This is a genomic window from Polaromonas sp. (genome assembly GCF_013817205.1).
In the GTDB taxonomy this organism is placed as follows: Bacteria; Pseudomonadota; Gammaproteobacteria; order Burkholderiales; family Burkholderiaceae_C; genus Polaromonas.
Genome location: NZ_JACDDD010000045.1, coordinates 1 through 23032 on the forward strand (window position 1 = coordinate 1; position 23032 = coordinate 23032).

Genomic DNA, 23032 nt, shown 5'->3' on the forward strand with positions numbered 1-23032 from the left:
AAATTGGCCAAAACCCATCCAGTACCCAGACAATTCGACGAACGACACGCATCGGCCGCTGCGCGCCCCAAATCATGTGCTCATCGGACTACTGGTGAAATATCCGGGCTAGGATTTGCGGCAGCCCTGAGTGCTATCAAATATATAGCTACTCACGCAGGCCCGATATGGGCTGGAGCCGTTTTTGACTACTAATTGGCAACCACCTGGCCAGCTTCCAGCGTGATGCGGCGCTCGCAGCGTGCCGCGATGCCCCGGTCGTGTGTGACCAGCACCAGCGTGGTGCCGAGCTCCTGGTTCAGCTCGAACATCAGCGCCATCACGGTTTCACCGGTGGCGAAGTCCAGGCTGCCGGTCGGCTCGTCGGCCAGCAACAAAGCCGGCTGCACCACAAAGGCCCGCGCCAGCGCCACCCGCTGCTGCTCGCCGCCCGACAGCACCTTGGGGTAGTGGCCCAGCCGCTCGCCGAGGCCGACTCGCCTGAGCATCTCGGTCGCCTGCGAACGGGCATTTTTGGCACCCGACAGCTCCAGCGGCAGCATGACGTTTTCGAGCGCGTTCAGATTGCCCATGAGCTGGAAGCTCTGGAAGACAAACCCGACCTTCTGCGCGCGCAGTGCAGCGCGGTCGTCTTCGCTGAGCGCAAACAGGTCCTGCCCCGCAAGATGCACCGTACCCTGGCTGGGCGTGTCCAGCCCGGCAATGATGGACAACAAGGTGCTTTTGCCTGAACCCGAGGCGCCCACAATCGCCGCAGTCTCCCTGGCCGCCAGTGCGAAATGAATATCGCGCAAAATGGTCAATGTGCCGGTCGAGTCGCTCACGCTCTTGAAAACGTGCTCTACGGAAATAATTGAGGAAGAGTGGGTCGGCGCCGAAGCAGCGTCGTTCGGCACATTAACCGCAGGTTCAAACATGTCAGCCTTGTCAAAAAACTTGAGATCAGACTTTACCAAGCTTGCCCGAGACGCCGCAGCGCTCCTGGTAAAACCTTTGGGCGCGCTGCTGCTGGCAGTTTTTGCCACCGCACCGCAGCTGGCGCAGGCCCAGGCGCCTGCGGTTGCCGCCACCCGCGACACGGTGCTGATCGTCGGCGACTCACTGAGCGCCGAATACGGGCTCAAACGCGGCACCGGCTGGGTGCCGCTGCTGGAAAAGCAGTTGGCGGCGGATAAAAAGTCGGCGCGTGTGGTCAACGCCAGCATCAGCGGCGACACCACCTCGGGCGGCCGCTCGCGGCTGCCGGGGCTGCTGACCCGGCACAAGCCCACGGTGGTGGTGATTGAGCTGGGCGGCAACGACGCGCTGCGCGGCCTGCCGCTGGACATGACCGAAGCCAACCTGCTGAGCATGACCCAGGCTGCCAAAAAAGCCGGCGCCAAAGTACTGCTGCTGGGCATGCAGGTGCCGCCCAACTACGGCGGCGCTTATGGCTCCACCTTCTCGGGACTGTTCACCAAGGTCGCCAAAGCCGAAAAAGTGGCGCTGGTTCCCTTCTTTCTCAAGGGTGTGGCCGACGTGGACGACGCGGTGGGCAACTTCCAGGCCGACCGCATCCACCCGAATGAGCAGGCGCAGGCGAAGATGCTGGCCAATGTCTGGCCTGAGCTGAAGAAGCTCATCAAGTGAGCCTGGAACGCATCTCCGCCGAACAGGCGCTGGCCAGCCTGGCCGATTATTCGGCCGTGATCGACGCCCGCAGCGAGGGCGAATACGCCGAAGACCACCTGCCCGGCGCTGTCAACTGGCCCAGTCTGAACGACGACGAACGCAAGATTGTCGGCACACGTTACAAACAGATCAGCCAGTTCGAGGCGAAGAAGCTGGGCGCCGCGCTGGTCGCCAACAACATCGCGGCCCACATCCAGCGCGAGGTGCTGGACAAGCCGCGCGAATGGCAGCCGCTGGTGTATTGCTGGCGCGGCGGCAAACGCAGTGGATCCCTGGCGCTGATCCTGGACCAAATCGGCTTCAAGGTCACGCTGGTTGATGGCGGCTACAAGGCCTTCCGCGCGGCGCTGGTCGCCGACCTGCCGCAACTGGCGGCACGCCACACTTACCGCGTGGTCTGCGGCCCCACCGGCGCCGGCAAGACCCGGCTGCTGCATGCACTGGCCGCCCAAGGCGCGCAGGTGCTGGATCTGGAAGGCCTGGCGAATCACCGCAGCTCGGTGCTGGGCATGATTCCCGGCGTTCCCCAGCCGAGCCAGAAGGCTTTTGACAGCCAGGTCTGGGCGGCGCTACGCAGCTTTGACCCGGCGCGCCCGGTCTATATCGAAAGCGAGAGCAAAAAGGTCGGCAATGTGGCGGTTCCGGAAGGCCTGATCAGCGCCATGCGCGCCAGCCCCTGCCTGCGGCTGGAGCTGTCAGAAGACGAACGGGTGGCGCTGCTGCTGGAAGACTATGACTTTTTCGTCAAAGACACCGGCTTCTTCTGCGATCGCCTTGGCGCCCTGACCGAGGCGCGTGGCAAGGAGCTTGTGAACGACTGGCAGGCACGTGCACGCAGTGGCGATGTTGCTTCAGTGGTGCGCGAGCTGCTGCTGCAGCACTATGACCCGGTTTACCTGCAGTCGATGCGGCGTAACTTCACGCAGTACGAGGCGGCCCAGGTGCTGGCGCCGCGCGACCGCAGCACAGCGGCCATGGATGCGCTAGCGCGCGCACTGCTGGCCGCATAAAACGCCGCCCACAAAAAAGGCCCCGGGGGACAGAGTGACTGTCCCGGCGGAGCCTTTCTGGCATAGCTTGCTATTAAAAGTATAGCTATATGCGCTTGCTGGATAAGGGCTGGAGCCCGATTTTCGTTAGAAATTGCTTGCGTAGCCGTCCCGGATCAGGGAGCAGCGTCGGTGGGCGGTGTGCCGGCATCGCCGGGCTGGCCTTCGGGCGTGTCGTCATCCGGCAGGTCCGGCTTGCCCTCGGCCTTGCGTTTGAGTTTTTCCTCTTTTTTCTTCTTTTTGGCCAGCTCTTTCTGGCGTTTTTCGTAGGAATAATTGGGAGTTGCCACGGCGTGCTTTCTTCAGGGGAGATGTGTTAACTGTACTGCATCAGGGCGAGCGCCTGGCCCAGGTCAGCCTGCAGGTCTGCCACAGCCTCCAGCCCAATGGAAAAGCGCACCAGCCCACCTTTGTAAGGCCAGTCCGTGGTGCGGATGGACGGCACGTCATAGGGCACACACAGGCTGATCGGGCCGGCCCAGCTGTAGCCGATGTTGAACAGTTTGAGGTTGTCGCAGAAGGCGTCCAGCGTGGCTTGGCTGTAACCGGGCTTGAAAACCGCGCTGACCAGGCAGGCGGCGGCGGTGCAGTCGCGCTGCCAAGCTTCATGGCCCGGTGAGCCAGCCAGCGCCGGGTGCAGGACTGCCTCAACCTGCGGCTGCTGCTGCAGCCAGCCGGCCAGGGCGCGCGTGCTGGCGTCCTGCGCGGCATAACGCAGGGCGATGCTGTTCAGGCCGCGCAGCACCAGTTCAGCATCGTTGCCGCTGACGCCGTAACCCACACGCATGTGGCAAAAGTGGACCAGCTGGTGCAAGGCCTCGTCGCGTGTGACCACCGAGCCCATCAGCACGTCGGCGCCGCCGCTGGGGTATTTGGTCAGCGCTTGCACCGAGATGTCGGCGCCCAAGTCGAAGGCATTGAAGGCGATGCCCGCGCCCCAGGTGTTGTCCAGCGCGGTGACGATGCCCTGCGGATGGGCATCGCCATGCGCCTTGACGGCGGCCGCCAGCGCCGGCAGGTCCGGAAACTCCAGTGTGATCGAGCCGGGCGCTTCCAGCCAGACCAGTCGCGTTTTCGCTGTCAGTTTGGCTGCGAGGTCAGCCGGCGACATCGCGTCGTAAAACCGGTGGGTGATGCCCCAGGAAGCAAGTTCACCCTGAGCAAACGCTTTGTTGGGTCCGTAGGCGTTGTCTGGGATCAGCACCTCATCACCGGCCTTGAGCAAGGCCATGCCCACAAGCACCACCGACGCGAGACCGCTGGGCACCAGCGTGCAGTACTTGCCGCCTTCCAGCGTGGCAATCCGCTCCTCCAGCGTGAAAGTGGTCGGCGTGCCATGCAGGCCGTAGGTGTAGCCGGTCTTGTGTTTCCAGTCGCGCTGGCGCAGCGCAGCCACGCTTGGGAAGATGATGGTTGAGGCTTTGTGGGTGCCGGGCTGGACCGCATCAAAGCCGGCGGGCGGCTTGTAGCCATGGTGGATCAATTGGGTAGAGAGGTGTGTCATGCGCCTATGGTAAGGCGTCAGCCTGGTCGCCCACTTGGCGCAGCCGGTTTGCCACATTCGTCCACGGGGCATAAGCTCCCGGCAAGAGTCCACCACCATGTCGCAACCCCTGCTCAGAGCCTCGTAACAAGGGGTACGCCAGGTGTGCGGCTTGGGTGGAATCCCACCCTGCGCGATCACGCTGGCCTGCTTGAACCCTCGAATCTATTGCAGCTGCGCCAGATCGAACTGCGCAATCTCCTGGGGCCTGGCAACCTGATCTAATCGCCCGCCGAGCCCGTTGGCCGCTCCCAGCACACCGATCCCCAAACCCAAGTCCCGCGTAGCCCGGCTGTCAATGGATATGTCAGCCGTGAAACGCCCATCGGGATTCTTCGCCAGTTGCAGATTGAGCAGCGCATCCTGCAGGTTCCACAGCAACGGCAAGGCCCGGCGCTCGGCAAACTCGCTGCGGCTCATGCTGCCTTGCTCGTCCACGCTGTATTTGAGGTTTTGCAGGCCCCGCTCAAAGCGATCTCTTGCAGCGGCAATCGATTCGGCCACGCTTTGGGGTGCTGTCGTGGCGTCGCTGGTTTTGGTTTGCGCCGGCGCCGGCGCGTCAAACAGAGCCGCCGGGTTGCCGGCCAGTACCTCCGGCGGCAGCATCTGTGCGCTGGACGCACCTTCCTGGGGGGTGGTGAGACTCAGCACTGCGGCATGGTTCCAGCTGGTGCCGTCGGCAAAGCGTATCTTCTCCAGGGCGTTGGGGCCTGTGCCTGCGTTCTGGAAGTAGTTGGCCACCGTCAGTTGGTCGGTGCTGCCGTTGATGCTGAGGATCAGGTCGTTGCCTTGCCGGACCAGGCCCAGATCCGCTTGGGCAATGCCGGCACCCAGTTGAACGGTGTCACCCGATGGTTTGCCGGCGTCAAAGTTGACGATGATGTCCTGGCCTGAGCCACGGCCAAAGACGTAGGTGTCGTTACCCAGGCCACCGAAGAGGATGTTGTTGCCTGCGTTGCCTTCCAGGCGGTTGTTACCAGCATTGCCGATGGCGTTGATGTTGGCGTTGCCTGTCAGGGTGAGGTATTCAACATGGTCTGCCAGGGCGTAGGAGACGCTGGCGTAAACCGTGTCTGCGCCTTCCAGTGCGTTCTCGACAATGAGGTCACTGGACGAGTCGACCCAGTATTTGTCGTTGCCCAGGCCGCCGAAGAGGATGTCGGCTCCTTCGCCCCCATCCAGGCTATCGTTGCCAACACCACCCCAGAGTTTGTTGGAGGCGGCGTTGCCAGTCAGCTTGTTGGCCAAGTCGTTGCCCATGCCGGCTTCGGCGTTGCCGGTCAAGGTGAGGTGCTCGACGTTGTCGCCAAGGCTGTAGTTGACGGATGCCTGGATGGTGTCTGTGCCTTCGGCTGCGTTCTCAATCACGGTGTCAGCTTGGGCGTCGACGATGTAGAGGTCGTTGCCTTTGCCGCCAAGCATGACGTCTGCACCTGCGCCGCCGTCCAGGGTGTTGGCCGCGGTGTTGCCGGTCAGGACGTTGGACAGGGCGTTGCCGGTGAGGCTGGCGGCTGAGCCGAGAAGAATCCCGTCTTCGACATTGGCGGCCAGGGTGAAGCTGTGCCGGCTGATAACGTTGTCGCGCCCGCCATCGGCTTCTTCAATCACTTCATCCACATCGTCTTCGAACAGGTAGCTGTCGTTGCCGGTCCCACCGATCAATGTGTCAAGCCCTTGTTTGCCGTTCAGAGTGTCGTTGCCGGCGCCGCCTGCCAGTATGTTGACAGCGTTGTTGCCTTGCAGCAGGTTGTTGAGCTCGTTGCCTGTGCCGTCAATGGCGGTTGTTCCGGTCAGGATGAGGTTCTCGACGTCGGCACTCAAGGTGTAGCTTACGGAAGCTTCCACCGTATCATTTCCTTGGCCAGCGAGCTCGGTCACTGTGTCTGCAGCGTTGTCCACCTCGTACAGGTCGTCACCTTCGCCGCCGTCCAGAGTGTCTGCGCCAAGCCCGCCTGTCAAACGGTCATCGCCAGCGCCACCAGTCAAGATGTTGGCGCCGCTGTTGCCTGTGAGTTTGTTGTCCAGCGCATTGCCGGTGCCGTCGACATCAGCGGTGCCTGAGAGCTGCAAGTCTTCGACGTGAGCGCCTGCGGTGTAGCTGACCGACGAGATGATGCGATCCGTGCCTTCGTCCAAGGCTTCAATGACAAGGTCGTAGGTGTAGTCGACGTAGTACGTGTCGTTGCCCTGCCCACCCGTCATCTGGTCGGCGCCGGTACCCCCATTGAGGGTGTTATTGGCGGCGTTGCCTATGAGGATGTTGTTCAGGCTGTTGCCGGTGGCGTTGATGGCGTCCGTACCCGCCAGTGTGAGGTTCTCTACTTGTGCAGACAGCCTGTAGCTCACCGTGCTTATGATCGTGTCGGTGCCTTCATCAGAACGTTCAACAACTACGTCGCCGGCGTCATCCACCAGGTAGATGTCGTCCCCTTCCCCCCCAAGCATTCGGTCAGCGCCCTCGCCACCATCAAGCACATCCTTGCCATCTTCACCGTATAGCGTGTCGTTTCCTTGACCTGCATGGAAACGGTCGCCTAGGCTGGTGCCCTTCAAGATGTCTGCATCTGCCGTACCGAAGATGTCAAACACTTGTGGAAACATCTCTTCAAAGGCCAGTTGAGTGCCATCAGCGAATTCAAAGTCTGTGACAGTCTGGAAGTGAGTGGGGTTCATCGGATCAAAACCATCCAGATGAATGACGTCTCCCTGACCGCCTATCGTGAGCTGGAGCGAGCCTATGCCCAAGCTCACCATCTCTCGAGTGATGCCCGGACCGAACCGCAAAGTGCCACCGCCGGGGTCGGTGATGTGAACCACGCCGCTTCCGGCATTGATCACATAGATATCGTTGCCGGACAGGCCTATCAGCGTTGTGTTCGGACCAGCAATAAAGGTCGTACTGCAGCCGGGTACGCCGTACAACGTCATGTTTCCGGCGCTGCCGTCTCTTGTCAGGCCTCTGGCGCTGAGGTCATTGGATGAAATAAATAAACCATTGTCCAGGGCCAGCAAAGTATCCGGCAGGTTGTACGGATCGTTGTACCAGCCCGTCAGCCGCAAGCTGTCGCTTCCGCCATTTATGGAAAGTATCAAATCCAGGCCGTCAACATGAACCAGAACATCGTCTATCGCGCTGGTACCGGCGTCGATGCCTGCCACACTGCGCGGGTCAATCACCTGGTGGCCATCGCCAGCTTGAAAGTGAAAATAGCCCGGATTAAAGCTGGGCGCCGGTGGCGCCATGGCGATCACGTCGGCCAGCGTCAGGGTGGTGCTGTCCGCAAATTCGACCTGCTGCACGGTGCTGTTTAAAACGTCCCCCGTCCGGGGAATCATGATGCGGATGCCCTGATCCGTACCCCACCGCAGATCAAGGGTTACGCGCGAGATGCCATCCGCCGGAGCAATGGCTTCGCCCCAACTGAACGAAATATCGGCCAGCGAGAGACCGGGACCGAAGCTGACAGTTTCCATGGGCAACAATTCGGCATTGAAGAAGGGCCGGAGCGCTGCGAAACTGTTTGCACTCAATGCGACCACCTCATACGGATGGTCCGCGTAGTAACTGCTTCGAAGGCGCGGAAGTTCAAAGCCATCGACCACATACGGCGCGTTGAGAAGGACAGTCAGTGGTTTGATATAACTAATCGAAGAAGATGACCCGTGCGGCCCAAGTCCATACAGAAAGTCACGCGCCTCTTCCAGCGAATCAAAGTAGCCGCGGTAAATCTCATACACATCAAGCAAATACTTTCCGCCGTACTCGTAGCTGCGTGCCCAGTTCTCAATGCCTTGCGCCCGGTAAATCGCATCAATAACATCGGATTGCGCGTTTTGATTTCTGTCTTGCGGCTGGCTAAAGTCGCTCGTGATCAAATCCATGCCAGCATTGTTTGGGTCCACCAGAATGCGGCTGCCGGCCCGGCCGACCACCGTGGTGTGCCCATCGCCCACCACCATGGTTCGGCCATTCTCTAGATACTGTTCGCCACTGCCAGCCATCAGGACGTCTCCACCAATCAGTCGGGCATTGCCTGTGCCGCCATAGGCAAACCCTGCACCGTAAATGGTGTTGTCACCTGTTCCGCCGATCACCGCCGAATACTTGTTTGCCATCACCGTGTGATTACCATCGGTCAGCACAGTTTCGCCCAGGTTGTAGTTGAGATAGTTGTGGGTAAAGTTGAGAGGGACGTAGCTTGGCAGAGCACCAGCGGTAGCGGCCTGTCCGGGATTTTGGAACACTGCGGCCCCGCCACGCCCCAGGTAATTTTTGTAGACACTGGCCGATTGGTGCTGTTCCGTAATCAGCTCAACCGGGGAACCGTCTTGCGGCGACACATAGCTGCGGGAGGACGTCCAGTTGATTTGCGTAGATGTCGAATAGTTGAACCATTGCATGGAACTCCACGCAGCTTGACTGGCAGAGCTTTGGGTCACGGGATTCAGAGTGACTGTCTCCCCGGAAACAATTCGCGTTTGATCGCTAAAGACCACTGACGTGTCGTAGGTTGAAAAATTGTTTACGTTCCACTGTGATTTGGTCCAGGTTGGAATTGAAGTCGTGCTGGAAGTTGTTGTCCACACGGTTGCGGGGTTGTCCAGCAATTGATGCAGATAGGTGTAGGTATGAACCTGCGCATAACTGGTGTTGTGAGCATTAATCAATGAGTCATTGGTGTAACGACTTATATAGCCAGGGTGAAACCAGCTGCCATTTGCCTGCCGGGTGTACTCGCTTTCAAAATACTGCTGTCCAATTGCGTTTCGCGCCGTTAGCTTGAACTCTTGAATCAAGCTGCTCTGCAGACTACCCCATTGAGGGGCGGATGCGGCAATCAACGCCTGCGCTGACAGCGCATTGCCTTCAGCGTCCTTGAACACCCAGGAAGTCTGCGTAACCCCGTAATAGTCTTTGATCCGCATGGTCGTGTCCGTGCCGCGCACCTCGACCAACAGATCGTTGCTCAGACGCTTGGCAGTCAGGCTCTGCAGTTGCAGCCCGGAGCCATCAAGTTGCACCACTGAGCCCTCCGTCGAGTCGTCAATCACAGTCACCTGATCCGTGCCGTGACCGAGTACATAGGTGTCCAGGCCGGCGCCGCCGCGCAAGGTATCCGTCCCGCTGCCTGCATCCAGCCAGTCAGCGCCCGCACCGCCGTCCATGACGTCATTGCCACTGCCACCATGCAGCGTGTCATCGCCCGCACTGCCCTGCAGTGTGTCGTTGCCGCTACCACCGAGCAAGATTGCCCCGCCATGCGAGGCCGTCAACTGGTCGTTGCCTGCGCCACCGCTCAGGGTTTGGTTGTCTCCGGTGGTGGTCAGGCTCAGGTTTTGGCTCAAGCGATCTTGCAGCCAGCCACCCAGAGCCACGCCGTCGATGGCGGCGATGCTGCCGGTTAACGCCCCGGCGATGGTCAAACTGCTGTCGCCATAGCTCAGCAGCAGGTCGTTGCCGCTGACTCTGACAGAATAGGGCTCGCCATCGGCCAGCGTCAAGGTGTTGCGGCCACTTGCATCGGTCACAGTGTCGCCCGCCCCGGCTTCAAAGATGTCATCGCCTTCACCGCCGTCCATGTAGTCGGCACCAGCACCGCCCACCAAGGTGTCGTTACCGGCACCCCCGATAAGAATATCGTTGCCGCCGCCTCCATAGAGCGCGTCGTTGCCTTCGCCGCCGTCCAGAACATCCTCGCCATGCCATTGCGCGGCAAGTTCTGTCTCCAATGCATCACCATGCAGCATGTCATCACCGGCCCCGCCGATCAGGGTGTCATTGCCGCCTCCGCCTTCCAGAATATCGTCGCCATTGCCGCCGCCCAGGAAGTCATTGCCGTGATACTGACCGGCGAGCGTCACCCCGTGCTCATCACCCAACAGCAGGTCACTGCCGTCACCACCGTGCAACTGGTCGTTGCCACCTTGCCCATACAGCCTGTCAGCGCCGGCGCCCCCATCCAGGTAATCGTTGCCGTGGTACTGACCGCCTAAATCATTGTCATCGCCTTGTAGCTGATCATCACCAACACCTCCCACCAGCGTATCGATGCCACCCCCGCCGAACAAAACATCGTTGCCGTCCTCGCCATCCAGATAGTCGTTTCCGTGAAACTCGCCGCTCAACCTGGCCGCGGCATCGTCTCCATGCAACTGGTCATTGTCCGCGCCGCCAAACAAGGTGTCATCCCTCCCGCCGCCGAAGAGGTAGTCGTCACCCTCTTCGCCATCCAGATAATCTGAGCCGTGGAATTGCCCGGCCAGAACTGTCTCTGTGTCGTCGCCGTAAAGCGAGTCGCTGCCGGCCCCTCCCAACAAGGTGTCGTCTCTACCCCCGCCAAACAGCTCATCATTGCCTTCTTCACCATCCAGGTAGTCATCCCCATGGGCAGCCACCAGCTGTGTGTCTGTCTGGTCATCTCCCACCAAGCGGTCATTGCCAGCTCCGCCATACAAGATGTCATCCTTGCCGCCGCCGATGACCGTGTCATTTCCATCTTCCCCGTCCAGGTAGTCGTTGCCGTGATACTGGCCCGGCAACATGCTGTCCCAGTAGTAGTCGCTTACAAGAAAGTCGTCTCCTGCGCCGCCATACAGCACATCATTGCCGCCTAGTCCAAACAGATAGTCGCTACCCGCCCCACCGTCCATAAAGTCGTTGCCATGCAAGGCCCACGCGGCCACTCTGTAGCCGGTCACGCCGTCGAAGCCATCGCCATAAAGTACGTCGCCACCTTCTCCCCCGTCAATCACATCAGCGCCGCCATTGCCCCAGACTTCATCGTCGCCGGCGCCGCCCCGGATGTTGTCTGCGCCGTGCCCAGCGTAAACCCTGTCGTCACCGCCTCCGGCATCCATCACGTCGGGCGCATCGTCCAGCACCACATCGTTGTCGCCGGGCAGTATCAGCCGGTGCTGGGCGTCTACCCCAATGCCCCAGGTGCTGCCCTGGGTCCAGACGGTCTGCCCCTCAGGCACTTCCCACGCATCATCCGTCCTGATGCGTGGGCCCAGGCTCAATGATGCAGCGCCGAAAATGATGTCTTTGCCTTCGCCGCCCCGGATGTTGTCTGAGCCAGTGCCGCCCAGAAGAAAATCGTCCCCGTCGCCCCCGTCTATCTCGTCGTTGCCTGCTCGGCCAAGCAGTGCATCGTTGCCGCCCAGGCCGCTGATCTTGTCGTTGTCAGCCGCGCCGCCGATCACGTCGTTGAAATTCGCCTCTACCTCTCCGCCCGTCAAGGTGCCGTCGCTGGTCCAACTGGTTTGCAGCCAGTCGTAATAGGGGGTGTTTCCGGTCAGAGGGGCGCGTTGGTCGCCGTTGTAGGTTTTGGCAATCTCGCCGCTGTCTTTGAGGCTCAAGCCCCAGCTGTTGCTGGTGGCGGTTTGTGCATCATCTCCTGTGCCTTGGTAGCTCACACTCAATGCGCTTGCCGCATCTCCGTCAAGCTCGCCTTCTTGCACCAGGGCAAATGCGACTTGGGTCTGGCCTTCCGCGAGTGTGATGACCGCTCCATTAGCATCGACCGTGGTGTCGCCCAAAATGGCTTGGAATTTGTCAGCCTGAGCGCTTAGCGCTAGTTTGACGGTGTCGCCGGCTTTGGCAGTCGTGTTCAGGTAGACGGTGAATGTCTTGCCGCCGCCTTCGTTCACGGTGCTAATGCCAGCTACTGTGGTGGGATCAAAATCGTAGGCAGTAAAAGGGTTTGTCCCAAGATCAGCTTTGATGACGACTTTGGCTTTAGTTTTGAGCGTGATGCCTAGGTAACCTTCGCTTTGGGCCTTATTGACGTCAAAATTATTTACGATGATCTCGCCAGTTCCCAGCGCGCCGTTCTGAATATGAAGCTGGCCTTTGCCGTCCCCCCTGTCGGTAAATTTGTACGTTACGCCACTGGCATCTTTCCAGATCGTGGCGCGTGGGTTGCTGGGGTCCAACCTGCTTTGGTTGGCCTCAGCACCTTTGAGGGTTGTGCCGGCGACTTGTATCTCGCCCTTGCCTTCTGTGTCATCGGTGATGGTGTCTTTGCCGTCATTGGCTTTGAAGACGTAGGTGTCCGTGCCTGCACCTCCTTTGAGGGTGTCGTTGTCAGCGCCACCGTCCAGGTAGTCGTTCGTAGCTCCGGCACTGATGGTGTCGCTACCTTTGCCTGTTATGTAGGCGATGCCGTTTTGAGTTGCTGCCTGTTTTAGTGGGGCGTAGCCTGCAAGCGCACTGAATTTGTCTGCCGAAAGGGTGTCTGCTCGGTCGGCTCCATGAAAAATGGCTCTTCCAGCTGTATCCAAGAGTTTGGTAACACCAGCATTCCAAAGACCGTCAGCGTACTCCCCTGAAGTGACTGCAAATCCTACCCGGGCAGTGCCCTCCGCCGGACGGAAGGTTGCGTCGTAACGCTGCTTGTCTGCTGTCAGGCTGGCCTGCGTGTAGGAGGTTCTTGGGACAGCGTTCTTGCTTGCCTCCGTAAAGACGATATTGACTGTACGCCCGATACTCGTGGGGTCAGTCTTTGGCTTCAAAATCGAATTGGCGATGCTGCTGGTAAGAGAACCGGAGATGAAGTCAAAGTCGTCATCTCGAGACAGAATCGCAAAATTCTCTATATGGCGGGTACCATCTGCTTCGATAATAAATACGGCATCTTTCGCGATGGTGTATGGCGAGGACTGGTAGAGGTAGGCACGCGTCAATAAATCGTTAGACGAGTCTTGGTAGCTCGATTGCAATATCGACAGATTTTGTGTGCCTGTTCCCAGTATTGCCACAGCTGCTTGTAGACTGAATTGCTGACGTTGGCCGTTATCTTTGAAGACAAAAGCACCGCCGCCCATGAAGGCTTGCACCAACCGGATTTGACTAGCGTTTGCAAATCGCCCTGGGCCAGTTGCCATAAAAGAGACCGCATCCATGTCTATCGGTATAGGATTTGATCCGGGTGGGCGAATAACTGCCTCGCTGCGAAGATCCGTTGGCTTGCTGGTCTGGCCGTACAGGTACAGGCTGGTGATCTCGTTGATGCCGAGTTGATTCCATTGATAGGTTGGCATGGTGTGTTTCCTTATTTGCGAATGTAATTGGTGGTTTCGAGGGTTTCTGAACTCATGCCACTTCCTGATTCCAGAACCTTGCCGCAAGAGTTAATTGCAATGAATATTTGGTAGTAACGATCTTTCCGTAAAGGCGGGCGATCCTGATTGCGTTCATAGTTCACCTCCACCTGGGAAACACTCCAGCCAGCCAGTAGTTCCAATAGTCCACCCGTCCTTCTTGCATCGCAACACCGTGGGTTGTCGCGCAAAAACTTTTGAATCGACGGCTCGGAGTCTTCTATGGCCATTTCGCGCCACAAGCGGCCTTCATATTGAAATTCAGCCTTGGCACGTTCTCGCACGGCGATCTCAATTAATTCGTCCTTCGTCAAATAGCTCAATGGGCTGACGCAAACCCCTGCTAGTCCCAAGACCATATTTCCACCGGCAAGCGTTAGCGGTATCCATAAAAATATGACGAATAGCGATGTTCGAAGCCATGTCCTTTTTTTCTGGACTGGTTCGTCGTCATGTTGTTTGAGGTTGGTGTCGTTCATGACTGAGCTCCTAGTGTCCGAATGAATTTCGATGTGGGAAGCGATTTACCGTTATGGTTTTCGCATTCACGGTGTCGGCGCCGTCACCGCCATAAACGGTGCTGATTTCGTCGGCGCTGCTGCTGAGCGTGACCGTATTGTTGCCACCCGCCGTAAAAATCGGCTTCCATTGTTCTTCTTGCTGGTTGTTCTGTTGGTTATTACCCATATTCGCCTCCGTAAATTTATTCAATCGAATCGATGCCGTAAGTGTCGACGAGACGCCGATCTATCTTTTATTCGCAGCAACGGACATGAGCAGCGATTGCCGCAGTCTGCGGATTTTTGGTCGGCCAAATGAATCGATCGCGCCTACTTGCCCCTCGGTTGCAGTTCCCACCTTTTTGTGAGGGTTGATTTGAAATAGTCTTCTCAAGCTATGCATCTAAAACTCTCCTGGCTGACCGCCTGCACTACTCTTTTAATAGCGAACTTTTCACTATCCATAAGGGCCTGCAGCCCTTTTCTCGCATGAAATTTTCGCGGACACTGCCTGTACGCATTTCTGTGGAGTGAAATCACCCGTACGCGCTTATATCCATTGAATAGTCCGCTACTGTTTTTATAGTGGTCGCTTGCACGCACTTCATTGGAACCGTGCTCAGCATCAAGTACTTCAGGCCACCGTCCATCCTCCGCCTCATCGTTCCCGCCCCGCCTCACCCGTGACCTTCTGAACCGGGCTCAGCAAATACTCCATGATGGTTCGTCGCCCTTGGTGAATCTCTGCGGCGACTTGCATGCCGGCTTCCAGGCCTTTGCGTTGGCTGGCGTCGCCGTTCAGTGACTCCAGAAACTGGGTGTCCAGCTGCACCAGCGCCTTGTAGCCTTGCGGTGCGGTTTGGCCGGGGTTGTTGGTGTTGGCTTGTGCGTCGGGGGCCAGGGTTTGGATGCGGCCCTCAATCAGGCCGTATTTTTGAAACGGATAGGCGGCCACCTTGAGCCTGACGTGCTGGCCGGTTTGTACAAAGCCGACGTCTTCGTTTTTAACCTGCACCTCAGCCAGCAGGCTTTCGCCCTTGGGCACCAGGGTCAGCAGCACCATGCCGGGCTGCACCACCGCGCCCTTGCTGGTGGTGGCCACGTCTTTGACGATGCCGGCTTGTGGCGCCTTCAGCTCCAGCAGGCCGGTTTTGTAGCCCATCTTGTGGGTGTCTTGCTCGAGCTTGGCGAGCTGGCCCATGGCCTCGGTGCGCTCAATCAGCAGTTGGCTGCGAAAGGTGCTGGTGAGGCCGGCGATTTTTTTGTCTTGCGCGGTGATGGTGGCCAGCAGGCCTTGCACCGTGGCGGCCTGGGCTTTGAGGTCTTGGGACTTTTCAATGGCTTCGCGCTCTTTGTCGTTGCCGGCAATCGGGCTCAAGAAGCCTTCGGCCACCAGCTTGTTGTGTGCCTTGGCGCTTTGCTCGTAACTGGGCAACGTACTTTTGAGCTTGGTCAAGGTTTCTTGCGCGGCACGCAGCTCGTTTTGCGCGCGCTCGCGTGCGGCTACTTCTTGCGCCAAAGAATCTGTGAAGGCCTGGCGGTGTGCGTTGGCCTGGGCCTGTACCTGGGCAATCATGACGGGCTCGTCACCGTCTTTGATTGCCAGGGGCTGGCCGGCCAGCTCTGCGTCAACCCGGCGCAAGGTCAGCCGCTTGAGCGTCAGCTCGCTGGCCAGGCTGCGGCTGTCGGCGCCTGTCATGGTTGGGTCCAGTCTGATCAAGGTTTGGCCTGCTTCCACGCGGTCACCCTCTTTGACCAAAATTTCCGCCACCACGCCGGCTTCGGCGGGTTGAACAATCTTGGTGTAGGTGGTGGGCACCAGCTTGCCCTCTGCCACGGCAACCACGTCTACCTTGGCAAAAATGGCCCAGGCCAGCATGACGGCAAACAACACGCCAACGGTGTAGAAAATGACGCGCGGTAGTTTGGGGAGCGGGCTTTCTTGAATGGCCAGCAGGCCGGGTGAAAACTCTACGGCGTCGGGCAACAGGCGCTGAGTTAACCGCTGTGTAAAGTTCGTCATGCTGCCACCTTGGGGGTTACTTGCTGGGTGGCTTTTCTTAAGTGCCCGCCGCCGATGACAAAGATCTCATCGACGAGCAGGGTTTTGGGCAGCGCGTGCGTCACAAACAACATGCTGACTTTGCCGCGCAAGGCGTTGACGGTGGTGGCAAACGCATTGGCGGTTTGGGCGTCCAGCGCGCTGGTGGCTTCGTCAAATATCAGCACCTTGGGTTTTTTGAGCAGGGCCCGGGCAATCGCCAGGCGCTGCTTTTGCCCGCCAGACAGGCCGGCACCGCGCTCGCCAATCACCGTCTGATAGCCCTGCGGCAGGGTCTGGATGGCGTCGTGAATCTCAGCCATCTGGCAGGCCTGCACCACTTGGTCAAAACTGGCCAGCGGGTTGGCCATGAGCAAGTTGTCGTACACCGTGCCGCTGAAGAGCACGGTCTCTTGCGGCACCACGCCAAAGTTGGCGCGCAGCTCGTTGGCGCTCAGGTGCAGGATGTCAATGCCGTCTACCTTGATTTGCCCTTCTGTAGGGCGATAAAAGCCCTGCAGCAACTTGGTCAGCGTGGATTTGCCGGTGCCGCTGGGCCCCATGATGGCGATGGTTTGGCCGGGCGAGATGGTGAGATTGACCTTTTGGTAAAGCAAAGGCAAATCGGGTGCGTAGCGAAACCCGATATCGATCAGCTCTATTTCGCCCCGCTCCTCGCTTTTGCGGCTGGGCGCCAGGCGGTAGGGCTCGGCAGGTGCGTTCATCAAATCGCCAAGGCGGTCTACCGCCAGGCTGGCTTGCTGAAACTGCTGCCACAGGCCGACCATGCGCAGCATGGGCTGGCTGAGCTTGCCGGCAAACATTTGAAAGGCCACCAGCATGCCGATGGTGAACACCGTGCCAGTGCCCGCAGCCAGCGCCACAGTGTCGGGGTGCATGACAATCCAGGCGCCGGTGACCAGCACCAGCAAGGTCATCATTTGCTCCAGCGTGTTGGCGACCACGTTGTAGGTGTTGGCGATCTGCTTGGTCTGAAAACCTGATTGCAGATAGGTGGCCAGGTAGTCGTCGTACCGGGTTTGCAGCTGCGGCTCGAACTGCAGGCTTTTGACGGTTTCCAGGCCAGCGATGTATTCGGTCACAAAAGCCTGGTTGCGCGCGCCCAGCAAAAACTGCTCGTTCAGGCGGGTCTGGAAAATCGGCGCCACCATGAACGACAGCAAAGCAATCACGCACAGAATGCCCAGCACGATGAGCGTGAGGGTGACCGAGTAGTAAAACATCACGCCCATGCAGATCAGCAAAAAGGGCAAGTCCAAAATCAGGGTGACGGCCGCCGAGGCGATGAATTCGCGGATGGTCTCCACACCATGCAGCCGGGCTGCAATGACGCCGGTGGGCCGGTTCTGAAAGTATTTGGGGGGCAGCCTGAACAGGTGCTGGAAAACCGAGGCACCCAGCACCGCGTCCACCCGGTTGCCCGTGTGCAAGATCGCGTATTGGCGCACCCAGGTCAGCAGCGCGGTAAACAGCATGAAGACGGTCATGCCTATGGCAAGAGCAATCAAGGTGCTTTCGGTGCGGTGAATAATGACCTTGTCTATTATTGCTTGGGTGAATAGCGGCAAGCCCAGCGCCAGCAGTTGAATCACCAGGCTGGCGCCCAGCACCTCATGCCAGACTTTGCGGTGTTTGAGCAGCTCTGGGATGAACCAGCGAAAGCCAAACGAGGGGCCAGCGCCCGACTCGACGTCGGGGTCGAGCAGGGCTTCACTCTCGGGGTAGACAAGGTAAACACGCCCCGTCAATGTTGCCAAAAACTCAACCAGCGGCTGTGTCAGCGGGGAGTTGCTATGAGCGGGCAACCAGACCACCTGTTCATCGCTGATGGCGATTAACAAGCCCAGGCCTTGGCCTTTCACGGCGGCATCGGCAACGGGCTCGGCACCATCGGCGGCTGGCAGCTGCGTGCTTGATTCCGGTGCGGTCTCCGTATGCAGCTCGACCAGCAAAGGAAGCGGCAGCTGGGGCAGCGTCTTGGTATCTATGGAGCGAAGCTGGCTCTTGAAGCCCAAACCCCTGGCCGCACGGACCACCGAGGCATCGTCATAGGGCGGGGGAAATTGCTGCACCAGCAAGCCGGCGTCAAACGGTCGTCGATGGACTGCGCACAAGGTCTGCAAGGCCCAGACAAAATCTGACCGTGAATAGTCCTCCCTGATCGTCGGCATTTCCGTCCCCTATTGTTTTGTCACATTGCGATGGCTACGCGTTTTGGTGCACGCAGCCCGGCCTGCTCGGCGATCAGCACCTTTAATTGAAACTCTTGTATGCCGAAACCCTTCACGAGCGAGCTGAGAGTATTACTTCGGCTTTTTGGTAACGAAGTGTATGGTACGAAGTACTTAAAAGCGAAGGTAATAATTCCGCGCGAAGCTTTGGCACAACGCTTGCCCTGTCAACCTGGCAGTGGTTGGCAAAGCTTCTGGGTAAGTACTTAAATCCTGAGGCGCCGGTTGGCCGCTCAGGATTGAATCGCTGTCACCCCGGACTCGATCCGGGGTCCATGGATTGCGGGTCAGGCCGCAATGACAGTCTGGGGTGCGCCTGCCGACACCGCAAGAAACGCACGGCTGGCACGCAGGCGTTATGAAAAAGCGGCGATAAAGGTTTTCTCGCCGGGCCCGCCCTAAGGAAAAATGGCCTCTCAGAGGGCAGAGAGCTACCCGCAGTGAGCGAACGCGGGGCCTATATCTTCCACTTCTCCATCAGCTGCGCTGGCCGCATCGCATCGTAGCCCTCAAAAGGCTGGTGAATCCAGGGATTGGTCGGCAAAAATTCGACCGAGTAGTCGGGTGCGAAGGTAGACACGCCCTTGGTCCAGATCACGGCGCTGCGCATCTCGCTGATGGGCTTGTAGTTATTGCGCAGTTGGTGGATCACGGCGTTGAGCGTGTGGCCGGTGTCGGCCAGGTCGTCGACCAGCAGGACCTTGCCGGCGATCTCGCCCTTGGGGGTGGTGATGAAACGCGCGATGTCGAGGTTGCCCTGCGTCATGCCCGCGTCGGCGCGGTAAGAGCTGGTGGACATGATGGCCAGCGGCTTGTCGAAGATGCGCGACAGGATGTCGCCGGGCCGCATGCCGCCGCGCGCCAGGCACAGGATGGTGTCGAACTGCCAGCCGGACTGGTGGATCTTGATCGCCAGCTTTTCAATCAGGTTGTGGTACTCGTCATAACTGACGTAAAGGTGTTTGCCGTCTTCGGTCAACATAAGAAATGCTCCTGATTTGATAGCTGATTGCGCTCGTATCTAAAGGGCTGGAGGCCGATTTGACTGAAAATTTACAAGGTAGCTAAGCTGCGAACGGATCACGCAGCAGGATGGTGTGGTCGCGGTCGGGGCTGGTCGAGATCATGTGGATGGGCACGCCGGTGACTTCTTCGATGCGTTTCAGGTACCGCTGGGCCGCGGCCGGCAGTTTGTTGTAGTCGGTCACGCCTACCGTGCTCTGGGTCCAGCCCGGCAAGGTTTCGTAGATCGGCTTGCAGGCGGCGATTTCCTCGGCGCCCATGGGCAGGATGTCGATGATGCGGCCGTTGAGCTCGTAGCCGGTGCACAGCTCGAGGTTCTCGATGCCGTCGAGTACGTCGAGCTTGGTGATACACAGGCCGGACAGGCCGTTGACCTGGGCCGAGCGTTTGAGCAGAGCTGCGTCAAACCAGCCGCAGCGCCGGCTGCGCCCTGTCGTTACGCCCTTCTCGGCGCCAACGGTGCTCATGTGGAAACCCGGTGTGCCGGGCGTTTCCCAGTCGAGCTCGGTCGGGAAGGGACCGCCGCCCACACGCGTGCAATAGGCCTTGGTGATGCCCAGGATGTAGTGCAGCATGCCCGGCCCGACACCGGCACCGGCGGCGGCGTTGCCGGCCACGCAGTTGCTGGAGGTGACAAACGGGTAGGTGCCGTGGTCCACGTCGAGCAGCGTGCCCTGCGCACCTTCGAACAACAGGTTGGCGCCCTCGGCGTTGGCATCGTTGAGCTCGCGCGAGACGTCGGCCATCATGGGCTTGAGCAGTTCGGCGTGGCGCATGGCCTCGTCGTACACCGGCTGGAATTCGACCGCAGGCGCATTGAGGTAACCAGTCAGCACGAAGTTGTGCAGGTCCAGCAGTTCGCGCAGCTTGGCGGCAAAACGCTCGGGGTGTTTCAGGTCCTGCACGCGCAACGCGCGGCGGGCGATCTTGTCTTCGTAGGCCGGGCCGATGCCGCGGCCAGTGGTGCCGATCTTCACGGTGCCGCCGGTTTCGCGGCGGGTTTCGCGCGCGACGTCGAGCGCCACATGAAAGGGCAGGATCAGCGGGCAGGCTTCGCTGATGCGCAGGCGCGAACGCACCTCGACACCGGCTTTCTCCAGCCCTTCAATTTCTTCAAACAGCTTGGCCGCCGACAGCACCACGCCATTGCCGATGTAACACTTCACGCCCGGGCGCATGATGCCGCTGGGGATCAGGTGCAGCGCGGTTTTGACGCCGTTGATGACCAGCGTGTGGCCGGCGTTGTGGCCGCCCTGGAAACGCACCACGCCCTGCGAGCTTTCGGTCAGCCAGTCGACCAGCTTGCCCTTGCCTTCGTCACCCCACTGGGTACCCACGACCACCACGTTGCGGCCGGCGGTTGCGGCAGTTGTCTTTGTCATCTTCGTTTACTCTTTAAGAATGGATGGGAAACGCGCTCGCACGGCGTTCACGCCGGCGCTTTGGCCAGCAAGCGGACTTGCCACTGGCCGGCCAGGCTGACCAGCTCGCGGTCGCAATCGAATTCGTCGACTTCGTGTTCATGGCCGGGTAACACGCAGGCCACGGTTTCACCGCCTGCGCGCAGGCTGGCGATGGCGGCGCGCAAGTCCGCGTCTTCGCCCCAAGGCGCACGGATGGCGGGGCGCAGGGGTTTGGGCAGCAGCACGCTGACCAGCTCCTTCAGGTCCAGGCTGAAGCCGGCCGCCGGGCGATTGCGCCCGAACACCGCGCCGACCTCGTCGTAACGGCCGCCGCGCACCAGCTCGGCGCCCTGCCCGCCGTCGCGCTGGCCGTGGCCGTAAATGGCAAACCGGGTACCGCTGTAATAGGCATAACCACGCAGATCTGCCAGGTCGAAGGCAATGCGCACCGGGCCAGCCAGCGCCTGCACGTGGGTCGCCAGCCATTTAAGGTTCTGCAGCGCGTTCAGCGCGTCGGGCACCGCCTTGAAGGCTATCTCAGCCTCGGTCAGCACCTTGGCGTCGCCATACATCTGCAGCAGGGCCAGCAGGCCTTCACGCGCCGCTGCGGGCAACTCACCATTGAGGCTGGCCAACAAGCTGGACAGCTCGCTGGCATCCTTGACCGCCAGCGCTGCGTGAATGCGCGCCAGCATGGTCGGGCTGACCTTCGCGCCGGCCAGCAAGCTGCTGACAATGCGCACGTCGGCCATGTCGACCGAGAGTTCGGTGACGCCGGCAGCATTCAGGCCTTCGAGCGCCAGCAACTGCGCTTCCAGATCAGCTTCAAGGCCAGCATGGCCATAAATTTCGGCGCCAAACTGAAGTGGCTCACGCGTGGCATGCGGGCGGTCGGCACGGGTATGCAGCACCGGGCCGCAATAACACAGGCGGGCCACGCCCTGGCGATTGAGCAAATGCGCGTCGATACGCGCCACCTGCGGCGTGGTGTCAGCGCGCAGGCCCAGGGTGCGGCCCGAGAGTTGATCAACCAGCTTGAAAGTTTGCAGGTCCAGCGCCTCACCGGTGCCGGTGAGCAGGGATTCGAGGTGTTCGAGCAACGGCGGCTGCACCAGCTCGTAGCCGTAGCTGCGGGCCGTGTCGAGAAACAAACGGCGCAGCTCTTCGATGTGGCGCGCCTCGGAGGGCAGGACATCGGCAATTTGATCCGGCAATTGCCATGATGACGACCAGGCGGGCATGTATTTATCGTGCGCTGTTAAAAACAGGATTTTACCGGGCTTGGGCGCGGTTTTCGGCCGGGCGATGGTCGGATGCGCACTGCAGGCGCAAATACCCGGGGCGTGAGTCGGCCCGCTAGAGCAGAAACGCGATCCAGGCCAGACCAGCAAGAATGCTGCACAGCCCGAAAAAACGGATCTGCCCGTTGCTCATGCCCAGAATCTGCTCGAACATCCGGCGCCAGCCGCCGGGCGAAAGAAGGGGAAACAGGCCTTCGAGGACAAGCAGGCAGGCCAGCGCGAGCCAGAGCGTGCCGCTGTCCAAGGGGCTTACTTTTTAGGGGCAGCGCCCGCGCCGGAGCCGCGCATGGCCTTGAAGAAATCGGACGAAGGGTCGATCACCATCACGTCACCCTTCTTGGCGAAGCTGGCCTTGTAGGCGTCAAGGCTGCGGTAGAACTGCGCAAATTGCGGGTCGCGGCCAAATGCCTCGTTGTACAGCGAAGCGGCCTGACCGTCGCCCTCGCCCTTGATCTTCTGGGCATCGCGGTAGGCGTTGGCAATCGTGACTTCGCGCTGTCGGTCGGCATCGGCGCGGATCTTCTCGCCTTCGGCAGCGCCGGTAGAGCGCAGCTCATTGGCCACACGTTTACGCTCGGCTTCCATACGGCGGTAGACCGACTCTGTGATGGCCTCGACATAGTCCGCGCGGGTCAAACGCACGTCGACAATCTCGATGCCCCAGCTCTTGCTCTTGACGTTGTCCTGCACCTGGCGCTGCACCTCGACCATGAGGGACTCGCGCTTGGTGGAGATCAGTTCGCGAACCGTCCGCTTGCTGATCTCTTCCTGAAAGGCGTTGCGCACCTCCCGGCTGAGCTGGTTGGCGCCGGCTTTTTCGTCGGCGCCCAGTGCGCGAATGTATTCAGACGGGTTGGAGATGCGCCAGCGCAGATACCAGTCGATTACCAGCCGCTGCTTCTCCGCGGTCAGAACCGGCTCGGTGTCGGTGCTGTCAAGTGTCAACAAACGCTTGTCCAGGTACTTGACGTCCTGAAACGGCGGCGGCAATTTGAAGTTGAGCCCCGGCTCGGTGATGACTTCCTTGATCTGGCCCAGCGCGTAAATCACGCCGTACTGGCGCTGATCAACCACAAACAGCATGGAGCTCGCCAGCGCGAGCAGCACCAGCAGCGAGGAGGCAATAAATCCGACTCTGTTCACGATG

At 59.8% G+C, this 23032-nt stretch carries 15 protein-coding genes; 3 read left to right on the forward strand and 12 right to left on the reverse strand.

All coding sequences use genetic code 11. From position 1 onward, the window contains the following. Window positions 1-191 precede the first annotated feature (191 nt). A complete protein-coding gene (locus H0W47_RS11495; RefSeq protein WP_296924417.1) occupies window positions 192-917 on the reverse strand; it encodes an ABC transporter ATP-binding protein in 726 nt (241 codons plus the stop codon). On the opposite strand from H0W47_RS11495, the gene H0W47_RS11500 reads away from it, so the two are divergent. Continuing rightward, window positions 916-1629, forward strand: coding sequence for an arylesterase (locus H0W47_RS11500; RefSeq protein WP_296924419.1), 714 nt, complete (start codon window positions 916-918; stop codon window positions 1627-1629). The genes H0W47_RS11495 and H0W47_RS11500 overlap by 2 nt on opposite strands. Next, a complete protein-coding gene (gene mnmH, locus H0W47_RS11505; protein ID WP_296924421.1) occupies window positions 1626-2681 on the forward strand; it encodes a tRNA 2-selenouridine(34) synthase MnmH in 1056 nt (351 codons plus the stop codon). The genes H0W47_RS11500 and mnmH overlap by 4 nt, the downstream gene beginning before the upstream one ends. A gap of 155 nt (window positions 2682-2836) precedes the next feature. On the opposite strand, the gene H0W47_RS11510 is transcribed toward mnmH, so the two are convergent. The 4 genes from H0W47_RS11510 to H0W47_RS11525 all read right to left on the reverse strand — a co-directional run bounded on the left by H0W47_RS11510 (window position 2837) and on the right by H0W47_RS11525 (window position 13844). Next, a complete protein-coding gene (locus H0W47_RS11510) occupies window positions 2837-3010 on the reverse strand; it encodes a hypothetical protein (protein ID WP_296924423.1) in 174 nt (57 codons plus the stop codon). Between the two features lie 26 nt (window positions 3011-3036). Continuing rightward, window positions 3037-4224 carry a PLP-dependent transferase gene (locus tag H0W47_RS11515; protein ID WP_296924425.1) on the reverse strand — a complete coding sequence of 396 codons (1188 nt, stop codon included), beginning with the start codon at window positions 4222-4224 and terminating at the stop codon, window positions 3037-3039. A gap of 204 nt (window positions 4225-4428) precedes the next feature. After that, window positions 4429-13305 (reverse strand): calcium-binding protein, encoded by an 8877-nt coding sequence (locus H0W47_RS11520; RefSeq protein WP_296924427.1) that lies wholly within the window; start codon window positions 13303-13305, stop codon window positions 4429-4431. A gap of 11 nt (window positions 13306-13316) precedes the next feature. Next, window positions 13317-13844 carry a hypothetical protein gene (locus tag H0W47_RS11525; RefSeq protein ID WP_296924429.1) on the reverse strand — a complete coding sequence of 176 codons (528 nt, stop codon included), beginning with the start codon at window positions 13842-13844 and terminating at the stop codon, window positions 13317-13319. Window positions 13845-13875: 31 nt separating this feature from the next. Here H0W47_RS11525 and H0W47_RS11530 point away from each other — a divergent pair, with 31 nt between their 5' ends. Beyond that, window positions 13876-14184 (forward strand): hypothetical protein, encoded by a 309-nt coding sequence (locus tag H0W47_RS11530; RefSeq protein ID WP_296924431.1) that lies wholly within the window; start codon window positions 13876-13878, stop codon window positions 14182-14184. A gap of 339 nt (window positions 14185-14523) precedes the next feature. Here the strand turns inward: H0W47_RS11530 and H0W47_RS11535 are convergent, their stop codons facing one another. The 7 genes from H0W47_RS11535 to hflC form a co-directional block, all read right to left on the reverse strand. Further along, a complete protein-coding gene (locus H0W47_RS11535) occupies window positions 14524-15888 on the reverse strand; it encodes an HlyD family type I secretion periplasmic adaptor subunit (protein WP_296924433.1) in 1365 nt (454 codons plus the stop codon). After that, window positions 15885-18098: a peptidase domain-containing ABC transporter gene (locus tag H0W47_RS11540; protein ID WP_296924435.1), complete on the reverse strand. Its 2214-nt coding sequence runs from the start codon at window positions 18096-18098 to the stop codon at window positions 15885-15887. The genes H0W47_RS11535 and H0W47_RS11540 overlap by 4 nt, the downstream gene beginning before the upstream one ends. A gap of 517 nt (window positions 18099-18615) precedes the next feature. Further along, the gene (locus H0W47_RS11545; RefSeq protein ID WP_296924437.1) at window positions 18616-19140 is read right to left on the reverse strand and encodes a phosphoribosyltransferase; all 525 of its coding nucleotides are present in this window, start codon (window positions 19138-19140) and stop codon (window positions 18616-18618) included. 82 nt (window positions 19141-19222) lie between these two features. After that, complete coding sequence (locus H0W47_RS11550; RefSeq protein WP_296924439.1) at window positions 19223-20563, reverse strand: adenylosuccinate synthase; 1341 nt, start codon at window positions 20561-20563, stop codon at window positions 19223-19225. A 47-nt stretch (window positions 20564-20610) separates the two neighbouring features. Then, on the reverse strand, window positions 20611-21825 hold the full coding sequence (locus tag H0W47_RS11555) for an ATP phosphoribosyltransferase regulatory subunit (RefSeq protein WP_296924441.1): 1215 nt from the start codon (window positions 21823-21825) through the stop codon (window positions 20611-20613). Between the two features lie 115 nt (window positions 21826-21940). Next, window positions 21941-22129, reverse strand: coding sequence for a DUF2065 domain-containing protein (locus H0W47_RS11560; protein ID WP_296924443.1), 189 nt, complete (start codon window positions 22127-22129; stop codon window positions 21941-21943). A gap of 5 nt (window positions 22130-22134) precedes the next feature. Beyond that, a complete protein-coding gene (gene hflC, locus H0W47_RS11565; RefSeq protein ID WP_296924445.1) occupies window positions 22135-23028 on the reverse strand; it encodes a protease modulator HflC in 894 nt (297 codons plus the stop codon). Window positions 23029-23032: the final 4 nt, after the last annotated feature.